The sequence below is a fragment of the Novosphingobium indicum genome, assembly GCF_014645195.1.
Taxonomy (GTDB): Bacteria; Pseudomonadota; Alphaproteobacteria; order Sphingomonadales; family Sphingomonadaceae; genus Novosphingobium; species Novosphingobium indicum.
The window spans coordinates 72,432-93,167 of the sequence record NZ_BMLK01000006.1 but is presented as its reverse complement, the minus strand read 5'-3'; the positions used below and the strand labels follow the sequence as shown (position 1 = coordinate 93,167).

At 64.2% G+C, this 20,736-nt stretch carries 18 protein-coding genes; 6 read left to right on the top strand and 12 right to left on the bottom strand.

Annotation, left to right across the window (positions count from 1 at the left end):
* Positions 1 to 208: 208 nt before the first annotated feature.
* A complete protein-coding gene (locus tag IEX64_RS07575; protein WP_188819053.1) occupies positions 209 to 1,120 on the bottom strand; it encodes an AraC family transcriptional regulator in 912 nt (303 codons plus the stop codon).
* 146 nt (positions 1,121 to 1,266) lie between these two features.
* Here IEX64_RS07575 and IEX64_RS07570 point away from each other — a divergent pair, with 146 nt between their 5' ends.
* Together IEX64_RS07570 and IEX64_RS07565 are read left to right on the top strand one after the other, a co-directional pair.
* Complete coding sequence (locus IEX64_RS07570) at positions 1,267 to 2,307, top strand: aldo/keto reductase (RefSeq protein WP_188819052.1); 1,041 nt, start codon at positions 1,267 to 1,269, stop codon at positions 2,305 to 2,307.
* A gap of 122 nt (positions 2,308 to 2,429) precedes the next feature.
* Positions 2,430 to 3,809, top strand: coding sequence for a mechanosensitive ion channel family protein (locus tag IEX64_RS07565; protein ID WP_188819051.1), 1,380 nt, complete (start codon positions 2,430 to 2,432; stop codon positions 3,807 to 3,809).
* A gap of 26 nt (positions 3,810 to 3,835) precedes the next feature.
* Here the strand turns inward: IEX64_RS07565 and IEX64_RS07560 are convergent, their stop codons facing one another.
* The 5 genes from IEX64_RS07560 to IEX64_RS07540 all read right to left on the bottom strand — a co-directional run bounded on the left by IEX64_RS07560 (position 3,836) and on the right by IEX64_RS07540 (position 8,315).
* Positions 3,836 to 4,246: a DUF302 domain-containing protein gene (locus IEX64_RS07560; RefSeq protein WP_188819050.1), complete on the bottom strand. Its 411-nt coding sequence runs from the start codon at positions 4,244 to 4,246 to the stop codon at positions 3,836 to 3,838.
* A gap of 177 nt (positions 4,247 to 4,423) precedes the next feature.
* Positions 4,424 to 5,554, bottom strand: coding sequence for a transporter substrate-binding domain-containing protein (locus IEX64_RS07555; protein WP_229710141.1), 1,131 nt, complete (start codon positions 5,552 to 5,554; stop codon positions 4,424 to 4,426).
* A gap of 96 nt (positions 5,555 to 5,650) precedes the next feature.
* Entirely contained in the window at positions 5,651 to 6,493 is an 843-nt protein-coding gene (locus IEX64_RS07550; protein WP_188819049.1) for a TauD/TfdA dioxygenase family protein, read from the bottom strand.
* A 291-nt stretch (positions 6,494 to 6,784) separates the two neighbouring features.
* Positions 6,785 to 7,636, bottom strand: a complete 852-nt coding sequence (locus tag IEX64_RS07545) for a TauD/TfdA dioxygenase family protein (protein ID WP_229710140.1) — start codon at positions 7,634 to 7,636, stop codon at positions 6,785 to 6,787.
* Positions 7,637 to 7,724: 88 nt separating this feature from the next.
* Positions 7,725 to 8,315 carry a TetR/AcrR family transcriptional regulator gene (locus IEX64_RS07540; protein ID WP_188819047.1) on the bottom strand — a complete coding sequence of 197 codons (591 nt, stop codon included), beginning with the start codon at positions 8,313 to 8,315 and terminating at the stop codon, positions 7,725 to 7,727.
* 123 nt (positions 8,316 to 8,438) lie between these two features.
* Here IEX64_RS07540 and IEX64_RS07535 point away from each other — a divergent pair, with 123 nt between their 5' ends.
* From IEX64_RS07535 to IEX64_RS07525, 3 genes are all read left to right on the top strand, one after another.
* Entirely contained in the window at positions 8,439 to 9,509 is a 1,071-nt protein-coding gene (locus IEX64_RS07535) for a PA0069 family radical SAM protein (RefSeq protein WP_188819046.1), read from the top strand.
* A gap of 428 nt (positions 9,510 to 9,937) precedes the next feature.
* Complete coding sequence (locus IEX64_RS07530; protein WP_229710139.1) at positions 9,938 to 10,750, top strand: enoyl-CoA hydratase/isomerase family protein; 813 nt, start codon at positions 9,938 to 9,940, stop codon at positions 10,748 to 10,750.
* 93 nt (positions 10,751 to 10,843) lie between these two features.
* A complete protein-coding gene (locus IEX64_RS07525) occupies positions 10,844 to 11,125 on the top strand; it encodes a hypothetical protein (protein ID WP_188819044.1) in 282 nt (93 codons plus the stop codon).
* Positions 11,126 to 11,130: 5 nt separating this feature from the next.
* Here the strand turns inward: IEX64_RS07525 and IEX64_RS07520 are convergent, their stop codons facing one another.
* Together IEX64_RS07520 and dnaE are read right to left on the bottom strand one after the other, a co-directional pair.
* Positions 11,131 to 12,729, bottom strand: coding sequence for a long-chain fatty acid--CoA ligase (locus IEX64_RS07520; protein WP_188819043.1), 1,599 nt, complete (start codon positions 12,727 to 12,729; stop codon positions 11,131 to 11,133).
* A gap of 148 nt (positions 12,730 to 12,877) precedes the next feature.
* The gene (gene dnaE / locus IEX64_RS07515) at positions 12,878 to 16,483 is read right to left on the bottom strand and encodes a DNA polymerase III subunit alpha (RefSeq protein ID WP_188819042.1); all 3,606 of its coding nucleotides are present in this window, start codon (positions 16,481 to 16,483) and stop codon (positions 12,878 to 12,880) included.
* Positions 16,484 to 16,658: 175 nt separating this feature from the next.
* Here dnaE and IEX64_RS07510 point away from each other — a divergent pair, with 175 nt between their 5' ends.
* Positions 16,659 to 17,816, top strand: a complete 1,158-nt coding sequence (locus IEX64_RS07510) for a Yip1 family protein (RefSeq protein WP_188819041.1) — start codon at positions 16,659 to 16,661, stop codon at positions 17,814 to 17,816.
* Between the two features lie 18 nt (positions 17,817 to 17,834).
* Here the strand turns inward: IEX64_RS07510 and IEX64_RS07505 are convergent, their stop codons facing one another.
* From IEX64_RS07505 to IEX64_RS07490, 4 genes are all read right to left on the bottom strand, one after another.
* Positions 17,835 to 18,314 carry a glutathione peroxidase gene (locus IEX64_RS07505; protein ID WP_188819040.1) on the bottom strand — a complete coding sequence of 160 codons (480 nt, stop codon included), beginning with the start codon at positions 18,312 to 18,314 and terminating at the stop codon, positions 17,835 to 17,837.
* 17 nt (positions 18,315 to 18,331) lie between these two features.
* On the bottom strand, positions 18,332 to 18,616 hold the full coding sequence (locus tag IEX64_RS07500; RefSeq protein ID WP_188819039.1) for a hypothetical protein: 285 nt from the start codon (positions 18,614 to 18,616) through the stop codon (positions 18,332 to 18,334).
* Positions 18,617 to 18,699: 83 nt separating this feature from the next.
* Positions 18,700 to 19,383: an ABC transporter ATP-binding protein gene (locus IEX64_RS07495; protein WP_188819038.1), complete on the bottom strand. Its 684-nt coding sequence runs from the start codon at positions 19,381 to 19,383 to the stop codon at positions 18,700 to 18,702.
* Positions 19,376 to 20,617, bottom strand: coding sequence for a lipoprotein-releasing ABC transporter permease subunit (locus IEX64_RS07490; protein ID WP_188819037.1), 1,242 nt, complete (start codon positions 20,615 to 20,617; stop codon positions 19,376 to 19,378). Before IEX64_RS07490 ends, IEX64_RS07495 begins: the two co-directional genes overlap by 8 nt.
* Positions 20,618 to 20,736: the final 119 nt, after the last annotated feature.

Genomic DNA, 20,736 nt, shown 5'->3' with positions numbered 1-20,736 from the left:
GTGCCGCAGCTTTCAGGCGCTCCCAATCGCCGATCGAACTCCGGCTATGTTGGCGGCAACTGACGTCAGCGCCTTGAGGTGGGAGCGTCGGCTATCCGGCTAACGGAGCACTGAATCGGACCGACCGGAAAGTCCCAGACGCAGTCATAACGCATATGCCGGATTGTGAGTGCGGGAAAATCGCTGCTCAACGGTGAATGCCCCGCCCCTACCCCTCAACCCCCACCATGATCCCCGAGCGCATCACCGCCGCATCGCGCCCCGGTGGTTCGCCGAACAGGCGGCGGTAGTCGCGGCTGAACTGCGAGGGGCTTTCGTAGCCGATGGCATAGCCGACCGAGGCGACTTCCACCCCGTCGGCGAGCAGCATGCGGCGGGCGGCCTGCAGGCGGATCTGCTTCTGGTACTGCACCGGCGTCATCGCCGTCGCGGCGCGGAAGTGGCGGTGGAAGCTGGCAGGGCTCATCCCGGCGAGCGCGGCCAGATCGGGCACGCGCAGTGGCTGGTCGAAGTTGTCGCGGATCCAGCTCACCACCCGCGCGATCCGGGCCATGCGACTGTCGGCCAGCCCGATCTGGCGCAGCATCGCGCCGTGCGGACCGCCCAGCAGCCGCCAGACCATCTCGCGCCGGATCAGCGGTGCCAGCACGGCCAGATCGCGCGGGCTGTCCAGCAACGCGAACAGCCGGGCGAGCGGATCGAGCAAGCCCTCGTCCAGTTCGCCCACGGCCACCGTGGTCAGCGAGGCGGCGGGCCCGGTGCCCTGCCCGCCTTGCCCGTCTTCCAGCACCAGATCGGCGATCGTGGCCGGATCGATGGCCAGGCTGAAGGCCATGTAGGGCCTGTCCGGGCTGGCCTCGACGATCCGCGCCGTCACCGGCAGGTCCATCGAGGCGATCAGGCACTTGCCCCGGTCGTAGCGATAGGCCCTCTCGCCCAGAAAGCTGACTTTCGCCCCCTGCAGCACGCCGCAGAACGAGGCGCGGTAGACCGAATGGATCAGCTCCGATGGCTGCTGCTCGACCATGATGCCAAGCCCTTCGAGCGGCGTTTGGCGGCCGAAGCGCTCCCATTGGCGCAGCAGCAGGGCCTTGAGGCGGTCGAGAGGGGAATCCGTCATGCCTCACTCTACCCCATGGCCGGAACAGCGAAAGGGCCGGAACGTTGCCCTGAGAGAATCGGGCAAGAGTTTGCGAGGATATGCGTCGCAGGCCCGCCGGGCGCTGCCTATCTGGCCAGCATCCCCCCGCATGAAAGGAGCGTCCCATGCAATACCGTCAACTCGGCCCCAGCGGCCTTTTCGTTTCCGAACTGTGCCTTGGCACCATGACCTTCGGCGGTAGCGAGGGCATGTGGGGGCAGATCGGCCAGCTCCGGCAGCATGAGGCCGACGTGCTGGTGAAGAACGCCGTCGATGCCGGCGTGAACTTTATCGACACCGCCAATGTCTACGCGGGCGGCGAAAGCGAGCGCATCCTCGGCAAGGCGATCCGCAACCTCGGGCTCGATCGCGACGATCTGGTGATCGCGACCAAGGTGCTCGGCCCGATGGGCGAAGGCCTCAATGCCCGCGGCGCCTCGCGCAAGCACATCATGGACCAGTGCAAGGCCAGTCTGGAGCGGCTGCAGCTTGACCACATCGACCTCTACCAGATCCACGGCTTCGATCCGGCCACGCCGCTGGTCGAGACGCTCGAGGCGCTCAACACGCTCGTGCAGCACGGTCATGTCCGCTACATCGGGCTTTCGAACTGGGCGGCGTGGCAGATCGTCAAGGCCATCGGCATTGCCGAAGCGCGCCAGCTCGCCCCGATCCTCTCGCTGCAGGCCTACTACACGCTGGCCGGGCGCGATCTGGAACGCGAGGTCGTGCCGATGCTGAAGTCGGAGGGCATGGGGCTGATGGTCTGGAGCCCGCTGGCGGGGGGCTTTCTCTCGGGCAAGTACAGCCGCGAGGACGAGAAGTCCGCCGATGGCCGCCGCGCGAATTTCGACTTCCCGCCGGTGAACCGCGACCGCGGCTATGCGGTGGTCGACGCCATGCGCCCGATTGCCGAAGCGCATGGCGTGAGCGTCGCGCAGATCGCGCTTGCATGGCTGCTCCACCAGCAGGCGGTGACCAGCGTGATCATCGGCGCCAAACGCCCCGACCAACTTGCCGACAACCTCGCGGCGGCCGACGTGCGCCTGTCCGAGGACGAACTGGTGATGCTTGATTCCGTCAGCGCCCTTCCCGCCGAATACCCCGGCTGGATGCTCGAACTGCAAGGCGAATACCGCGTACACATGGCCGCCAACGGGCGGTAGGTGTACAGTCCGGCGTTCGGGCCTCCATTCGGTTTGACACGGAGGTCCGAACGCCACCATCTTCACCCCTAAGCACAGGGCAAGGCAGAGGATTGAGCGTGGGACCGGTAGGCAGCAAGGCGATGCGCGTTCTTCGCGCCTTGGCAACAGCGCTCCTGCTCTGGCTGGTCGCGCTGCCCGCATCGGCAGCGCTCCTTCCCGATCCGCCTGCCGAACCTGCCGCCTCGCCCACCCCGGCGCAGACCATCGGCGACACCAGCGTCGAAGGAGCTGACGAGCGGATCGCGCGGCGCATCGAGGGCATCTTCGCCGCCGTCCCCGCGCTGCAGAACGTCACCGTCTCGGTGCGGCAGGGCGTCGTGACGCTCGACGGCAAGGTCCCCACCCCCGAGGACATCGGCCGCGCCGAGCAGATCGCCTCCCGCATCGTCGGCGTGGTGACGGTCGAGAACGGCATCGAACGCAGCCTCTCGGTGGAGGACAGCGTCCAGTCGCTCGGCGGCTTTTCGGACAAGGCCGCGAACTTCGTGAAGATGCTGCCGCTGATCGCGGCCGCGCTGGTGGTCGCGGCGATCATCGCGCTGATCGGCTATGTGCTGGCATCCTTGACATGGCTGTGGCGGCGGCTGGCGCCCAACACCTTCCTCTCCGAACTGATTTCCAGCGCGATCCGCTTCGTGTTCGTGATCGGCGGCATCGTCATCGCGCTGCAGATGGTCGGTGCGGGCGGACTGCTCGGCGCGGTGCTGGGCGGCGCGGGCATCGTCGGCATCGCGCTCGGCTTTGCCATGCGCGACACGATCGAGAACTACGTCGCCTCTATCATGCTCTCGGTCCGCCAGCCCTTCCGCGCCAACGACTGGGTAGTGATCGATCACTACGAAGGCCGCGTAATCCGCCTGACCAGCCGCGCCACGGTGCTGATGACGCTCGACGGCAACCACCTGCGCATTCCCAACAGCATGGTCTTCAAGGCCGTGATCCTGAACTACACGCGCAACCCGCAGCGGCGCTTCGAATTCGAACTCGGCATCGATGCCGACGCCGATCCCACCATGGCGCGGCGCCTGGGCGTGGAAGCCCTCACCAAGCTCGATTTCGTGCTCGACGAACCGCCGCCCAGTGCGCGGGTCGAGCAGGTCGGCGATTCGAACATCGTCATCAAATTCCTGGGTTGGGTCGATCAGGATCAGGCGGACTGGTACAAGGCGCGCAGCAAGGCCATCCCGGCGGTGAAGAACACGCTGGAAGCCGCCGGTTTCGGTCTGCCCGAGCCGATCTACCGCTTGCGCTTCGATCCCAACATGCCGCTGCCGCTGCGCAACGTCACCGATGCCGCTGCACCCGCCGAGCCTAAGCGACCCGTGGCAGCCGCGAAGGTCGAGGAACCGAGCGAGCGCATCGCCCCCGATGCCGTGATCGCCGAAATGGTCGAGAAAGAGCGGAAGGAGGGGCCGGAAGCGGACAAGGACCTGCTCGATTCCCGCCGTCCGGTGGAATAGGCCCCGCCCTTACGGCCGCCTTAGGATCAGGATCGGTCGGTCTGCGTGCCACCCAGCGAGGCAATTACGGCCGCCAGCTTCTCGCGGACCTGCTCGGCGGCGGCCTGCAGGGTCGGGTTGTCGATGGCCTGCATCGAGGCGACCGGGTCGATTGCCGCCACCTCGCTGCGTCCCGGCGCGGTTTCCTGCACGACGACATTGCACGGCAGCATCGTCCCGACCTTGTCCTCGGCCTGCAGCGCCTCGAAGGCCAGTTTGGGATTGCAGGCCCCCAGAATCCGGTAGGGATGCACGGTCTCGCCGATCTTTTCCTTGAGCGTCTTCGCAATATCGATCCGGGTCAGAACGCCGAAGCCCTCCTGCGAAAGGGCCGCCTCCACGCGCTCGGCCGCTTCGTCGATCGGAAGGTCCAGAGTGGTCGCGATATAGTAGGCCATCGAAATCTCCTGCGTCTCTGATTGCCGGGCTCGCGCTTTATTAGCAGAGCCCCATACAAGGCAGAACCGATCTAGATTAGCTGCGGTTCCTCGGCTTCAGCACCGCCCGTCGCCTGGGCCCCACGCAACACCGCCCGGCCCCGGCATTCCGGAATACCCGGGCCTGGAGGAGCAACTCTAGTCGCGCTGGCCGAGGGTCTGGGCGATGCCTTCGTGCCATTCGCTGCTGCGAATCTGGCGCAGGAGCGCGATGTCGATCGACTCTCGCATCTCACTGCCCTGCTTGAGCGCAATTCCGTAGTCCTGCCGCCCGAAGGTGCCGGGCAGCAGCCGCAGGTCCTTCGCATCGCCCTTCCGCACAAGATAGCGCAGCAGCGGCGCGTCATAGACGAAGGCGTCGATCTCACCGTCATGCAGGGCCGTGAGCCCCGCTTCCACCGAGGGATAGCCGGAAAAGGCGATGCGCTCGCGCCTGAGCCAGTCATCGGTCGCCGTGTCGCTGATCGAACCGACGGTCACGCTGTCGAGATCGTCCGGGCCCGCGATAGCCCCCGCCAACCGTCCCGCCGTCAGCGAGGAGGCGATCATGCCGGTGAAGGTGGAAATGATGATGATCGCCGTGAACATCCACACCAGCGCGATCAGCTTGCCCGGAACGGTGCGCGGTGCCTTGTCGCCATAGCCGACTGTCGTCATCGTCACGGCCGAGAACCAGAAACCGGAAAAGATGCCCCTCGGGCCGTCGGCGAATTCCTCGGTATTGTGCTTGCGCTCGGCGAGCCAGAACAGGAAGCCGACCAGCAGCAGCAAGGCCGAGAGCGCCAGTACCGCCTTGAAGAATCCCCAGGTGAAGAAGTTCTGCACCAGCGAGAGCCAAACCGTGGGCGACTTGCGCACGGCAATGCCGAAACCGGTGGTGTAGAAAGGCTGCGTGAAATCGACCTTTTCCTCACGGTCGGCAGTGATCGTCAGCGCGCCGACGCTGGCATCGTAGCGGCCATCGGCGACGCCATCGATCATCGAATCGAGATCGGTTTCGGCGAAACGATAGTCGAACCCGCGCTGGGCAGCGATGTTGCGCCACAGGTCGATAGCAATGCCGTGCCATTCGCCGTCCTCGCCCTTCATGGCGAATGGCGGGGCCTCACGGGTTGCCACGACCATGCCGCCCTGCCCGTTTCCGGCGCTCTCCTGTGCCGCTGCGTGACCTGCCGGCAAAGCCAGCGCGGCGAGCATGAGCGAGACAAGAGCGGCCAGCGATTTCAGCCTCTTGGGCAGGGGTCTTCTCCTCGTTTCGACTGTGTGCAAGGCCGCGTTCTTCAGGCCGCAGGGCACCGAGCATAACAAAAAGCCCGCCGCTTCCAAGGAAGGGCGGGCCTTTCTGTGTCAGCCTGAAGCGGCGGATCAGAGCGTCCAGGGCTCCTCACCCTCGAGCTTGGTGCGCAGCATCATGCGGCCGCAGTTGGGATCATACCACTCGGCGCGGTGCATCGTACCGGTGTTGTCCCACATCACCAGATCGCCCGGTTCCCATTCGTGGCTGTAGGTAAAGTCGGGGCCGGTCGCCCATTCCCGCAGACCATGGATGATCTGGGCGCTTTCCATGTGATCGACGTCGAGCACGTGGTGCGCGGTGCAACCCAGGACCAGCGACTTGCGGCCCGACTTGTGCTCCCACACCAGCGGCAGCACCTTTTCGCCGATCGCCTGCATGCCCTTGATCTTGGCCAGCGGCGGCTCGGGCTCGTAGTAGAACAGCGATGCCCACGGCGCGTGAAGCACCTTCATGTCGTCGTACTTCGCCTTGTCGGCGTCGCTGAGCGCCTCATAGGCAGCGTAGGTATTCGAGAAACCGGTGTTGCCGGTGCCCTTGGGGCTCGGCACCTTGCACGAGAGCAGCGAGGCCAGGATCGGCACCTCGTTGCGCGTGCCGTCGATGTGCCAGTAGAGCGAACCCTTGAGGTATTCGGCCGCCGACGGGTTTTCCTTCACGTCGAGCGTGATCTTGCTCACCGAACCATCCGGGTTCTCGGACGCGTACTGCCCCAGAGTCTTGGTGAAGGTGATCTGCTCGTCTTCGGTGAAGTGGATGCCCGGGATCACGATGACGCCGCGCGCTTCGAACTCCTCACGGATTTCGTCGGCGAGATCGCCGGAGAGCAGCTCTTCCTTGCTGTTGAGAATACGGCTGCCGATTTTGGGCTTGATGTGTTCGGTGCGAAGCTTGGTCTGGGTAGCAACCGACATGGCAAATACTCCGGGATTCAGGGGCGAGAACTATGTTTCCAAGTGTCCGCGAACATGGGCCGCGGGTCAAGTGGTCCGTAACGATCAGCGTGATCGGCCGAGCCGCTTGTGCCACGAATGACACAACCTACCGGCACAAATCCGATCAGACGGTTTATGCTTATATAAGTGCGATAGCCTGAAATGAGTATGGCCGCCGCAACTTATCGCTGCGGCGGCCATCGGGGGGGCGCCTCGCCTGCAAGCGGGCCAGACGGTTGGAAGAGCCCCCTGTTCAGTCAGTGCGGCCGGTCAGCCCCAGCTTTCACCCTTGATGATCGTGCGGTGCAGCAGGCGGCCGCAATCCGGATCATAGGCCATGGCGCGGTGCAGCGTGCCGGTGTTGTCCCACATGACCGCATCGCCCAGGTTCCATTCGTGCGCGTAATGATAAGGCTCGCTGGTGGCATGCTCGCGCAGACCGTGCAGCAGCTTCGCGCTTTCCTGGCTCGACATGTCGACGACGCGCTCTGCGGTGTTGCCGAGGATCAGCGACTTGCGGCCCGAGGCGTGCTTGTAGACCAGCGGCAGTTCGCGCTCGCCAGTGCCGTCCTCACCCTTGTTCATCCAGTCTTCGAGCTGGGCGAGCGTCGGTTCGGGGCAATGGTAGAGCTGCGAATTCCACATCGAGTGGACCACGCGCAGATCGTCGATCTTGTCCTTCGTTTCCTGCGGCAGGTCCTCATAGGCGGTGTAGCAGTTGGCGAATTCGGTGTTGCCGCCCCAGGTCGGCAGGACCTTGCTCGAAAGCACCGAGCCGCGGATCGGAATGCGGTTCATCGTGCCGTCAACGTGCCAGAACAGCGAACCCTTGAGGTACTCGACCGCTTCCTTGTTCACGTTCTTGTCGAGCGAGATCTTGAACACCTGTTCGCCGCGGACTTCCTCAGCGTTGCCGCCGACCGAATTGGTGAACTTGACCTGCTCCTCGTCGGTGAAGTCGATCTTCGGGAAAACGAGCACACCCACTTCCTCGAGCAGGTCGCGGATCTCGCCCGACAGATCGCCGGAAAGAATCTCTTCCTTCGAGTTGAGGATGCGCGCGCCCACCTTGGGCTTGATGCGCTCGAACTTCAGGCGGGTCTTATCAATAACTTCGGCCACGGCAGGAACTCCCATATCGTCTGCGGGGCTGCGTGCTGAACACCAGTTCAGCCCCTTCATGGGCGTTCATGACTCGCTTCGGGGTGCGTTAGCTTTGATCTGGCGCAAGTTTCTCCAGCCAGGTCTCCACGACCCTGCGGGCTTCCTCGTGGCCGGTCTTCACGCCCAGCCCCTCTTCCATAACGATGGCGCGGCCGATCCCGGCGAGCACCAAGCTGAGCCCGGCGGGATCGAACCCGTCCAGCCGCGCGATCCGGTCACCCAGGATGTGCTTGAGGATTTCCGTCTGCCGCCTGCGCATCGCCTCGCTGTGCTCGGCCATGTGCTTGCGCACTGCCTCGCGGTGGTTGGCCATGGCCATGAATTCCAGCGCCATCGCGGTGCGGCTGGTGTCCATGAAGAAGTCCCACAAGGCGCGCAGCGGATCGTCCGAAGCCAGTGCCTCCTCGATCATCCGGTCGCTCTCGTCCGCGCCGTGACGCGAAACCTCGACAAGCAGATCGTCGGTCGTGGGGAAGTAGTAGTGCACAAGCGACGGCTTGAGCCCCGCCCGCGCGGCCACACGCCGCGAGCTGATCGCGGCATAGCCTTGCTCACGGATAAGCTGCGCCGTCGCCTCGATGATAAGCGCCCGGGTGGCGGACGTCTCGGCCCCCACCCTGCGCGTTGCACTCGCCATGATCGTCCCCTTTGGCCCAGACCTACGTGCCGCGCCTGCGAAGATCAACCGAAGCCGGCATGACCGCACACGCATAGTCCTGCCCGCATTTGACTGAATGTTCTTTATATGTTCTAATTCAGCATGGTTGCAATCAAGGGCAGAGGCGCTGTGAGCGGAGCGGCGAGTGCGCGCTTCAACCTGCCCGCGCGCGAAAGCGACGGGGACTGGCTGGACGCTGCCGAGGCCATCGACGGACCGCCCCGCCACCCCGCCACGACGGTGACCGAAGAACACCCGCGCTCGATCCTGTCGTTCAACAAGTCACCCGATGTGCCTTTCGACCGCTCGGTGAATGCCTATCGCGGCTGCGAGCACGGCTGCATCTACTGCTTCGCCCGGCCCACGCACGCCTATCACGATCTCTCGCCGGGGCTCGATTTCGAAACGCGGCTCTTCGCCAAGCCCGAGGCGGCAGACCTGCTGCGCAAGACACTGGCCAAGCCGGGATACCGCCCTGCCCCCATCGCCATGGGCACCAACACCGACCCGTATCAGCCGATCGAGGGGCGCTACCGGATCACCCGGCAAGTCCTCGAGCTGTGCCTTGAAACGCGCCATCCGGTGACGATCACCACCAAGTCGGACCGGGTGCTGCACGATCTCGACCTACTCGCCGAACTGGCACGCCACCGGCTGATCGCAGTGGGCATTTCGGTAACGAGCCTCGATCCGCACCTCTCGCGCCTGCTCGAACCGCGCGCGGCGGCGCCCGCCAAGCGGATCGCGGCGCTGGGGCGGCTGGTCGAGGCGGGCGTTCCGGCGCACGTGTCGGTCGCACCGGTCATCCCTGCGATCACCGATAGCTTTCTCGAAGGCATCCTCGCCGAGGCATCGGCGGTGGGCATCGATTCCGCCATGTGGATCATGATCCGCCTGCCGCAGGAAGTGGCGCCGCTGTTCCGCGAATGGCTCGACACCCACTTTCCCGACCGCGCGGGCAAAGTCATGGCCACCATCCGCTCGATGCGCGACGGGCGCGACAACGATCCCGACTTCTTCACCCGCATGAAGCCCAACGGCGTCTGGGCCGACCTCTTCCGCCGCCGGTTCCGCGTCGCGGCGAAGCGTTATGGCATGGGAGGACCGGATATCGAACTGGACTGCTCGCGGTTCCGCAAGCCGTCGCTCGATGGGCAGTTATCGCTGCTTTAGGGTTTGGCTGATCCCAGTCCCAAGTGCGGTCACGGAAAAGTGCAGGTAATGCTGAAAGGCCAACTTTCCGGGCGCTCCGACATTACTGGCATTCAGAATTTGACGTCATGCCAACGCAGGCTGGCATCGCTATCACCACCACCTAACCTCACGCCGTAATGATGCAGAACGGGGGAACAGGATCGGCGTGTTGCCGGAAAATGCGGCTTGTGGAACAGAGCGGTCCGGGCTGGAGTGACCTCTTCGAGCATCTCGTTAAGAGGCCAACAATCCCAGCCTTCGCCGGGATGACTATCTCGGTAGCCGCCCGCCTCCCACGATTTGCCCCACCCCAGCGTCAAACGCGATTGCCGCACCGTGATTGGCACGTCGGCCCTGCGCCCTCTATGGCAAGCCTGAACCTGAGGCAGTGCAAGGAGGAGAGCGAGGTGACAGGCAGCCCCACGAGCGAAGGCCCGATCCACATCGAACGGCGCGGGGCGATCGAGATCCTCTCGCTCGACCGTCCCGATGCGCTCAATACGCTGGACGAGCCGCTGACCTTCGCGTTGCGCGACTACTTCGCCGGACTGGCCGAGAGGCTGGACGTGCGCGTCGTGGTCCTGCGCGCGGAAGGCCGGGCGTTCTGCGCCGGGCTCGATCTCGCGGGCTGGGAGAACGACGGATCGCGCGGCGAGTTGCAGCACTACTGGCGGCTGCAGCGCGCCATCGCCGGCCTGCTCGAACTGATGCGCGCCTGCCCGCAGCCGATCATCGGCCTCGGCCACGGCGCGGCCTGCGGCGCGGGTTTCTCGATGCTGCTTGCCTGCGACGTGCGCTACGGCGCGCCCAACCTCAAGATGAATGCCGCTTACATCAAGGTCGGTCTTGGCGGCTGCGACCTGGGCTGCAGCTACTTCCTGCCGCGGCTTGTCGGCGCCTCGGTCGCATCGGAGTACATCCTCACCGGGCGCTTCATGGCGGCGGACAAGGCGCTCTCGTGCGGCCTGCTCAGCGAAGTGGTTCCGGTCGAAGAGCTGCTCGACAAGGGGCTCGAACTCGCGGGCGAGATGGTCGCCAACGCCCCCATGGGCCTGCGCCTCACCAAGGATGCGCTCAACCGTAACCTCGATGCGCGCTCGCTCTCCGATGCGATGGCCGTGGAAGACCGGCAGCAGGTGATGATGCTGATGAGCGAAGACTTTGCCGAAGGCGTGGCCGCGTTCCGTGAAAAACGGGCGCCGGAATACCGCGATCGTTGACCTCGACGGCCAGGAGGCACAGGGCCTTCGGAAACCGAAACGGTCAAAGCGCGTTTCATTCGCCAACCATCACATTCAACAGGAACCCTGCTCATGGCGGAAGAAACCGTAAAAACCGATAGCCCGGCCGAACCGCCGACGATCACCCACACCACCGTCATCAAGGAAAAGTCCCGTGGCAGCGGCATGGGCATCATCATGGCCGTGCTGCTGCTCGCAGTCGTGATCGGCGCGATGTATGTGTTCGGCATGCAATCTTCGAGCGAGGACGCAAAGAACAATGCCATCGCGCAGGCGGCCAGCGATGTCGGGAATGCCGCGTCCAAGGTCGGCGATGCCGCGCAGAGCGCTGCCAAGAAGGTCAATCCCGACTGATCGCGCTATTCGGGAAGGCGGTAGTCTTGATACTGGGCCCGCAGGTCCTTCTTGCTGATCTTGCCCGTTCCCGTGTGCGGAATGCTCGCCACGAACTCCACGGCGTCGGGCAAGGACCATTTCGCCACGCGTGAAGACATGAACTCGCACAGGATTTTCTGAGAGACCGCCGATCCCGGACGTTTAACCACGATCAGGATCGGCCTCTCGCCCCAGCGCGGGTGCGATACACCGATGGCGGCCGCCTCCAGCACGTCAGGATGGCTGACCGCTGCGTTTTCCAGCTCGACCGAACTGATCCACTCGCCGCCGGACTTGATGACATCCTTGGTCCGGTCGGTGAGTTTGAGCACGCCGTCGGGTGAAATGGTCGCGACATCGCCGGTGTCGAACCACTGCCCTGCCCCGACGGCATCCTCGTTATCGCCGAAGTAACGCCGCACTGTCCACGGGCCGCGAACCTGTAGCGCGCCGGACGTCACGCCGTCGCGCGGCAATTTCCGGGTATTGTCGTCGAGCGAGACGATACGCACTTCGCTGCCGCAGATGCCCCGGCCCTGCGTGCTCTTGTAGGCGACCTGCTCGTCGAAACTCATATCGTCCCACTCAGGCGGCTCCCAGGTCACTGTGGCGATAGGGGAGGTCTCGGTCATGCCCCAGGCCTGCATGACCCGGACGCCCGCCCGCATCAGCCGCGCTACCACGCTGGCAGGCACCGCCGATCCTCCCGACAGCGCCACCTTGATCGGCGGCATATCCTGCCCCGCGTCATCCAGATGCTGGAACAGCGAGAACCACACCGTGGGCACCCCGCCGACGTGGCTTACACCCTCGGACGTCATCAGATCGCACAGCACCGCCGGATCGTTGACCTGGCTATAGACCATCTTCGCGCCGGTCGCCGCGCTGGACCAAGGCAGGCCCCAGTTGTTGGCATGGAACATGGGCACGATGGGCAGCACGCAGGAACGCGGCTCCACGGCCAGGCATGCCGGCGCGATCGTCGCCAGCGTGTGCAGTACGTTCGAACGGTGCGTGTAGAGCACGGCCTTGGGATGCCCGGTGGTGCCGCTGGTGTAGCACAGCATGCAGTTTTGACGCTCTTCGCCGGGGCTCCAGATGGCCGCGCCATCCTCGGAGCCGATCCAGTCCTCAAAGGCGGGCGCGTGATCGGCGGAGTCGAAACAGATATAGTGCTCGATAGTCGGCCAGCGGCTTTTCATCCGGTCCACGAGCGGCTGGAAAGCCGCATCGTAGAGCAGCACCCGGTCGCGCGCATGATTGATGATATAGTCGAGCTGGTCGTCGAAAAGCCGCGGATTGACGGTGTGCAGAACACACCCCGCGCCTGTGGCGCCGAACCACGAAACGAGATGCCGGGCATGGTTCATGCCCAGCGTCGCAATGCGGTCTCCGGGATAGATATCGAGACGGCGCAAGGCCTGCACCATCTTCAGGGCATCGCTGCGCACGGTGGCCCAGTTGGTGCGGGTTCGGGTGCCGTCTGCCCAGTGAGTGACGATCTCGCGCGTCGCGTGCTCGCGCGCAGCGTAATCGATCAGCGCGGATACGCGCAGTTCCCAATCCTGCATCGTCCCAAGCATGTGAGCCTCTCCTCAACCGGGTCGGCGCCTTGTGTTCACTTATGAACTTATAGAGCTATCAGATAGGGTTGGATTGTAAAATCCGACCATTCGGTTGGATTGTCGCCATGCGACAAAACACGTGCCGGCGATGGCAACGGGACCGGCGCTAGGCCGCCCGCTGCATCCGCTCGGGCCCGCGCTTGGCCTTGAACTCGCCGATCGTCAGCCCGTCCACATTGGCCAACTGCTCCACGAACTCGCCATCGAGCGCGAAGTCGCGGCCCAGCCGCACCAGTTGCTTGCGGCCGCCATCGAGGTTCAAGGTCGCGATAATCTCGCCCGCACCCGACGTCCCCGGCCTGAGCAGCAAGGCCAGTTCCTGCACCGCCTCGACCCGGTCGATTTCGAGCTTGAGCAACATCCGCGCGCTGGCCGTGACTTCGGCAAGCGGCCGCGCCCCGCGTACGGTAACGCGCGGGGGTTCGTCCGGGCTCGGGCTGTCGAGTTCGACGTTGAGCAGGACGCAGGCGCTTTCCCTGGCCCACTTCACGAAGTTCTCGACCAGGCTTTCCTCGAAGCAGGAAGCCGAGAAATTGCCGGTGGAATCGGAGAAATCGGCCATCACGAAGTCCTTGCCCTTGCGAGTCTTTCGCTTCTGGACGTTCTCCACCATGGCCGCCATCACCGCGCCGGTACGCCCGCCACCGGCCCCACCGGCCATCAGACTGGTGTAGGTGCGCGCGCCGTTGGACGAGGCGACATGGCGGAACTGCTCGACCGGATGGGCAGCGAAGTAGAAGCCGAAAACCTCGCGCTCCTTCGCCATCTGGTCCATGCGGCTCCACGGTTCGGCATCGACAAGACGCAGCCCCTGCTCGGCATGATCGTCGCCGCCAAACAGGCCAACCTGATCGCTCGCCCGTTCGCGCGAGGAGCGGTCTGCCTCGGCCAGCAGCGTATCGGCGTTTGCCAGCACTTTGGCCCGGTTCGGCTCCAGACTGTCGAAAGCGCCGGCGGCGGCAAGGCTTTCCAGCTGGCGGCGGTTCATCGAGCCGGCGGGGGCGCGGCGGAACACGTCGTCGAGGTCGGCGAACTTGCCGTTCGCCTCGCGCTCGGCAACCATCATCTCCATGGCCTTTTCGCCGACATTGCGGAGCCCGGCGAGCGCGTAACGCACCGCATAGCTCTCGGTCGTTTCCTCGACCGTGAACTCGGCTTCGGAGCGGTTGATGTCGGGCGCGGCCAGTTCGATGCCGTTGCGCCGCGCGTCGTCGACGAAGATCGCCAGCTTTTCCGACTGGTGCATGTCGAAGCACATCGAAGCGGCGTAGAATTCGTGCGGATAATGCGCCTTGAGCCAGGCGGTGTGATAGGCCAGCAGCGCGTAGGCGGCGGCGTGCGACTTGTTGAAACCGTAGCCCGCGAACTTGTCGATCAAGTCGAACAGTTCATTGGCCTTGGGGGCATCGATGTCGGAGTTTTCCTTGCAGCCCTTCACGAAGATCTCGCGCTGCTTGTCCATCTCCTCCTTCTTCTTCTTGCCCATCGCGCGGCGCAGCATGTCGGCCCCGCCGAGCGAGTAGCCCGCCAGGACCTGCGCGGCCTGCATGACCTGTTCCTGGTAGACGAAGATGCCGTAAGTCTCGGAGAGGATCGGCTCGAGCTTTTCGTGCGGGTAGAGGATCTCCTCCAGCCCGTTCTTGCGGCGGCCGAACAGCGGGATGTTGTCCATCGGGCCCGGACGGTAGAGCGAGACGAGCGCAATGATGTCGCCGAAGTTGGTCGGCTTCACGGCCGCCAGCGTGCGGCGCATGCCTTCCGACTCCAGCTGGAACACGCCGACGGTGTCGCCGCGCTTGAGCAATTCGTAGACGCCGGGATCGTCCCACTTGAGCGCGGAAAGATCGATGGTGATGCCGCGCCGCTCGAGCAGATCGGTGGCCTTGCGCAGCACCGAGAGTGTCTTGAGGCCGAGGAAGTCGAACTTGACGAGGCCCGTGTCCTCCACCGACTTCATGTCGAACTGCGTCACCGGCATGTCCGACCGCGGGTCGCGGTAGAGCGGCACCAGTTCCGCCAGCGGGCGGTCGCCGATGACGACGCCGGCCGCATGGGTTGAGGAGTTGCGCGGCAGACCCTCGAGCTGGACGGCAAGGTCGACCAAGCGCCGCACTTCGGGATCGTGATCGTATTCGCGGCGGAATTCGGCGACCGGCGGGTCCTTGGTCACGCCGTGCGCCTTGCGGCCGTGCAGCGCTTCGGTGAGGTTCCACGGATCGGTGGGATGGTTCGGGACCATCTTGCACAGGCCGTCGACGCGGCCGTAGCCCATCTGCAGGATGCGGCCGCAGTCGCGCAGCACGGCGCGGGCCTTCATCTTGCCGAAGGTGATGATCTGCGCGACGTGGTCATTGCCGTACTTGCGCTGAACGTAACGGATCACTTCGCCGCGCCGGGTTTCGCAGAAGTCGATATCGAAGTCCGGCATCGAGACGCGTTCCGGATTGAGGAAGCGTTCGAACAGCAGGTTCAGCTGCAACGGATCGAGGTCGGTGATCGTCAGCGCCCAGGCGACCAGCGAGCCTGCACCCGAACCACGGCCCGGCCCCACCGGAATGCCGTTGTCCTTTGCCCACTTGATGAAGTCGGCAACGATCAGGAAGTAGCCGGGAAAGCCCATGCCGATGATGATTTTCGTCTCGAAATCGAGACGCTTGGCATAATCGAGGAAGTCCTCGGTGACACCCTTTTCCTGCAGCGTGCTTTCGTAAGCGGCTTTGCGATCCGCATCATCGAGCGCGAGCACGGCATCGAGTTCGGCTTCGGTAACGTCCGGCCAGTAGGGCACGAGCCGCCGGGCGAGGCCAGCGCGCGCATCGTCCACGAGCATGCGCTGCTCACCCTCGATATCACCGGCAAGGCTAGGGAGCAGCGGCTTGCGCTTGGGCGGCGCGTAGGCGCAGCGCTGGGCGACGACGAGCGTGTTCGCCATTGCCTCGGGCAGGTCGGAGAACAGCTCCTCCATGTCTTCGATCGGCTTGACCCAGCGTTCAGAGGAAGATCGCGGACGCTCCTCCGCATCGACCTGCGTCGAATGCGCAATACAGAGCATGGCGTCGTGCGCGGCGTGGAAGGTCTTTTCGGCAAACTGCGCCGGGTTGGAGGCCACCAGCGGAATGTCGCGCGCATAGGCGAGCGTGATCAGGTCTTCCTCGCTGGCGTCTTCCTCGGGCTCGCCGGTGCGGGTAATCTCGATATAGAGGCGGTCTCCGAACAGCGCCTCCAGTTCATCGCAATACCGTTCTGCCGCTTCGCCCTTGCGGTCAGCATAGAGCCGGGCCAGCGCCCCCTCGTTGCCGCCGGTGAGGCAGATCAGGCCATCGGTATAGCCGCGCAGCGTTTCCAGCTCGACGTGCGGATCGAGTTCCAGCGGGCGGTCGAGGTGAGCGCGGCTGACATGGCGGCACAGGTTAAGCCAGCCCTGCTCGTTCTGCGCGAAGAGCGCGAGCCAGTCGATCGGGAAGTCCTGCCCCTGCACGGCGGTACCGGGCCGGGCAACGGCCAGATAGGTCCCGACGATGGGCTGGACCCCCGCGTCCATGCAGGCCTGCGCGAAAGTAGGGGCGCCGTAGAGGCCGTTGCGGTCGCAGATGGCGGCAGCGGGAAAGTTGCGCGCCTTGGCCAGCTTGGCAGCCGCTTTCGGATCGATCGCACCGTCGAGCATGGTGAAGCTGGAGAAGATGCGAAGCGGAACGAAAGGAGCGAACGGCATCCCCGAAATCTATGCGCCTGCCTCGCCCGCGATCAAGCCCGAAGAGGCAAAAGGCCGGGGGTAACGAAGACATGAAAATGTCCTTCATACTTTCGGCGACAACGATTCCATGGCTTTGCATTTGACCATCGATGTGTTTCCCTCCGGCTGGGCACACAATTGAGGAGGGCAATCCATGGATTCCGGCACGAATACGGGGGGCAAATCACTGGTTGAACGCGCCAAGGCGATCATCCTCACCCCGAAAAGCGAATGGCCTGTGATTGCCGCTGAGAAGGAAACGACTGGCAGCATTCTGAAAGGCTACGTCCTGCCGTTGGCTGCAATTGGTCCGGTAGCCAGTTTTATCGGCGGACAACTGTTCGGATACGGCGCACTGTTCGTGCGGTTCCGCCCCGGACTGATGAGCGGCCTGACCTCTGCCATCATCAGTTACATCATGGCGATCATCAGCGTGTTCATCATCGCCTGGATCGCCAACATGCTCGCCCCCAAGTTCTCGGGCGTCGAGGACAAGACCGGATCGTTCAAGCTGGTTGCCTACAGCATGACGGCGGGCTGGCTCGCGGGAATATTCAGCCTGCTGCCCGCGCTGTCCATTCTCGGCATCGTCGGGCTCTACAGCCTTTACCTTTTTTACGTGGGCGCGCCCGAACTGATGAAAGTGCCGGCGGACAAGGTACTCGGCTACACAGCCGTCACCGTGGTCTGCGCGATCGTTCTCGGTTTCATCGCCTCGGCCGTGACGGCATCCGTGGTCGGCATCTTCGCCGGGCCGGCACTGTTCTCCTCGGACGAATCGAGCTCATCGGGCACCATCTCTGTACCCGGCGTCGGGAGCATCGATACCGGCGAGATCGAGAAGATGGGCAAACGGATGGAGGATGCCGCCAGCGGCAAGACCAAGGCCGTGCCGGTGGGCTCGCTCAAGGAATTGATGCCCGAATCGATCGGCCCCTACACCCGCACGTCCATGGAGACGTTCGGTGCGGGCAGCATGGGCGCCTCCGCGCAGGCGGAATATACCGCCGGTGCCAAGTCCTTCACCCTGCGCATCGCCGACTTCCACGGCATGGGCGCGATTGCCGCCATGGGATCGGCTATGGGCATCGAGCAGTCCAAGGAAGACGAAGACAGCTACGAGAAGACCGGCACGGTAAACGGACAGATGCAGACCGAAGCCTGGAACACGCGGACCGAGCGCGGTAAGTTCGGCCGCATGGTGGACGATCGGTTCCTGGTGGAAGCAGACGGATCGGCCAACAGCATCGAGGAACTCAAGGCCGCCGTGAGCGCCATCGACCCTGACGATCTGGAAAACCTGGTCGACTGACCAGGGGACGCGTGAGCCTCAGAGAAGGGCTTCGATGTCCTTCTCGAGGCTTGCTGGCTTGTCGGTCGGGGCATAGCGGCGCACGACCTTGCCGTCGCGCCCGATCAGGAACTTGGTGAAGTTCCACTTGATCCCCTTGCTGCCGAACACGCCGGGTGCTTCGGCCTTCAGCCAGTCGTAAAGCGGATCGGCATCGGCGCCGTTGACGTCGATCTTGCCCATCAGCGGAAACGACAGGCCGAAATTCACGTCGCAAAAGCTCGCGATCTCGTCCGCGCCACCCGGTTCCTGCTTGCCGAACTGGTTGCAGGGAAAGGCGATCACTTCGAAGCCGCGGTCGCCATATTTGCGCCACAGCGCCTCCAGCCCCTCGTACTGAGGGGTGAAGCCGCACTTGCTGGCGGTGTTGACCACCAGCACGACCTTGCCGAGCCTGTCCGCCAGGCTCACCTTCTCCCCGTTGGGAAGCGTGGCGGCAAAGTCGGCGATGGTGGTCATCGCGGTCAAAGCCCCGATCAGACCTGCCCGGTCGGGAAGTCCGAACGACGATAGAGGCTGCGGATCTCGCCGATCTTGAAGGTCCGGTCGCCGTCCTTCTGGATCGCGTAGTCCTGACGCTTCTCTTCGGGCAGATCCATCACGAAATGGATCAGTTCCGCCATCGTGCCGCGACGGATCGTCTTGAAGCGGTGAAACAGGCCGCCACCGTCCTCGCACTTGTGCAGTTCAGCCGAATCGTTCCAGCCGAAGCCCTTGGGGGCGCCGTCCTCGTTCTGGATTGTGGACGGGGTGTCGCTCATCGCCGGGTCCTTTCGTTCAATACTTGAATAGCGATTTGGAGACTGGAAACCGCAAAATCAACGCAATTCCAGCCTTAAAATGTCTATGTCAGCACACCATCGTGCAAGCGGACGACGCGATCCATTTGCGCTGCCAATCTTTCGTTGTGCGTCGCGATCAGCGCCGCGCTGCCCTCCTCGCGCACGAGCGAAAGGAACTGCCGCAGCACGACGTCGGCCGTCGCTTCATCGAGATTGCCGGTCGGCTCGTCCGCGAGCACCAGCCGCGGCCGGTTTGCCAGCGCGCGGGCGACCGCGACGCGCTGCTGTTCGCCGCCCGACAGCTTGCTGGGCCGATGCTCCAGCCGCTGCCCGAGACCGAGCGCGGTCAGCAATTCCTTGGCCCGCTCCTCGCATTCGGTGCGCGGTTTCCCGGTGATCAGCTGCGGCAGTACCACGTTCTCGATGGCATTGAAGTCCGGCAGCAGGTGGTGAAACTGGTAGACGAAACCGATGTGATCGCGCCGCACCGCCGCGCGCTGGTCCTTGCCCAGCTTGCTGGCATCGATCCCGGCGATCTCGATTTTCCCGCCGAAGCCACCTTCCAGCAGACCGATGGCCTGAAGCATGGTCGACTTGCCCGATCCCGATGGGCCCAGCAGCGCAACGATTTCCCCCGGCGACACGGCGAGGTTCACGCCGCGCAGCACGTCGATAGTGACGCCGCCCTGTGCAAAACTGCGGGTGACATCGGTCAGGCGGACGACGGCGTTTGCGGGATCACTCATAGCGCAGCACCTGCACGGGATCGGTACTCGCCGCCTTGAAGGCCGGATAGAGCGTGGCGAGGAAACTGAAGACCAGCGCCATGACGCAAATCACCGTGATCTCGACCGGATCGGGCCGGCTGGGCAGCTCGGTCAGGAAGCGGATCGAGGGGTCCCACAGGTTCTGGCCGGTCATGCGCTCGACGCCGTGGACAATTGGCTGGCGGAAGTAGAGCGAAACCAGCCCCAGCACGAGGCCCAGCAGCGTCCCCAGCGCACCGATGCAGAAGCCGGTCGTGACGAAGACCTTGAGCAGCGATCGTCGCGTCGCCCCCATGGTTCGCAGGATGGCGATGTCTCGCGTCTTGGCGCGCACCAGCATGATCAGCGAGGAAAGGATATTGAACACCGCAACCAGCACGATGATCGACAGCACCACGAACATCACCACCCGCTCGACAGCCAAGGCCTCGAACAGCGAGGCGTTGATGGTCTTCCAGTCGTTGATGACCGCCCTGCCCGCCAGCTTGCGCTCAAGCGGCGCGAGGATTTGCCCCACCTTGTCCGGGTTGGTTGTCGTCAGTTCGATCATGCCGATGGTGTCACCCGTCAGCAGCAGCGTCTGCGCATTGGGAATCGGCATAACCACGAAAGCGCTGTCGTAGTCGTAGACGCCCACCTTGAAGATCGCGGCGATGCGGTAGGCGATCTGTCGCGGTACCGTGCCGAAGGGCGTGGACCGCCCCTGCGGATTGATCACCGTGATCGTATCGCCGACCTGCGCGCCGAGATTCTGCGCAAGCTGAGAGCCGATGGCGACGTTGTCCTCGCCCACTTTCAGCGCGGCGAGACTGCCGGCCTGCACCTTGCCCTTCAGGCGGTCAATGTCCGGCTGCGTATTGCCGCGCACGAGAATGGCCTCGACCCGGCCATTGAAGCTGGCGAGCAGCGGCTGTTCGATCAGCGGCGAGGCGCGGGTAACGCCCGGCGTCTCGCGCACGTCCTTCAAAACGTCCTGCCAGTTATCGAGTCGCCCGCCATAGGCCTGGATGATCGCGTGGCCGTTTAGCCCGACGATCTTGTCGAACAGCTCTGCGCGAAAGCCGTTCATAACGCTCATGACAATCACCAGCGCCCATACGCCGAGCATCACCGCCACAAGGCTGATGCCGGCGACAAGCGCAATAAAGCGCTCCCCCTTGCCGGGAAGCATGTAGCGCTTGGCGATGGTCCATTCGAAAGGTGAAAGGATCAAGCGACGGGTCCGTCTGTGATCGTTAGAATGGTGCGGCATTAGGGACCTGAACCGGGACTGGCAACCCGCGCCCACAGGGAGCACGGGCGGGATGGCAAAAACCCCTGCAATCCGAAACG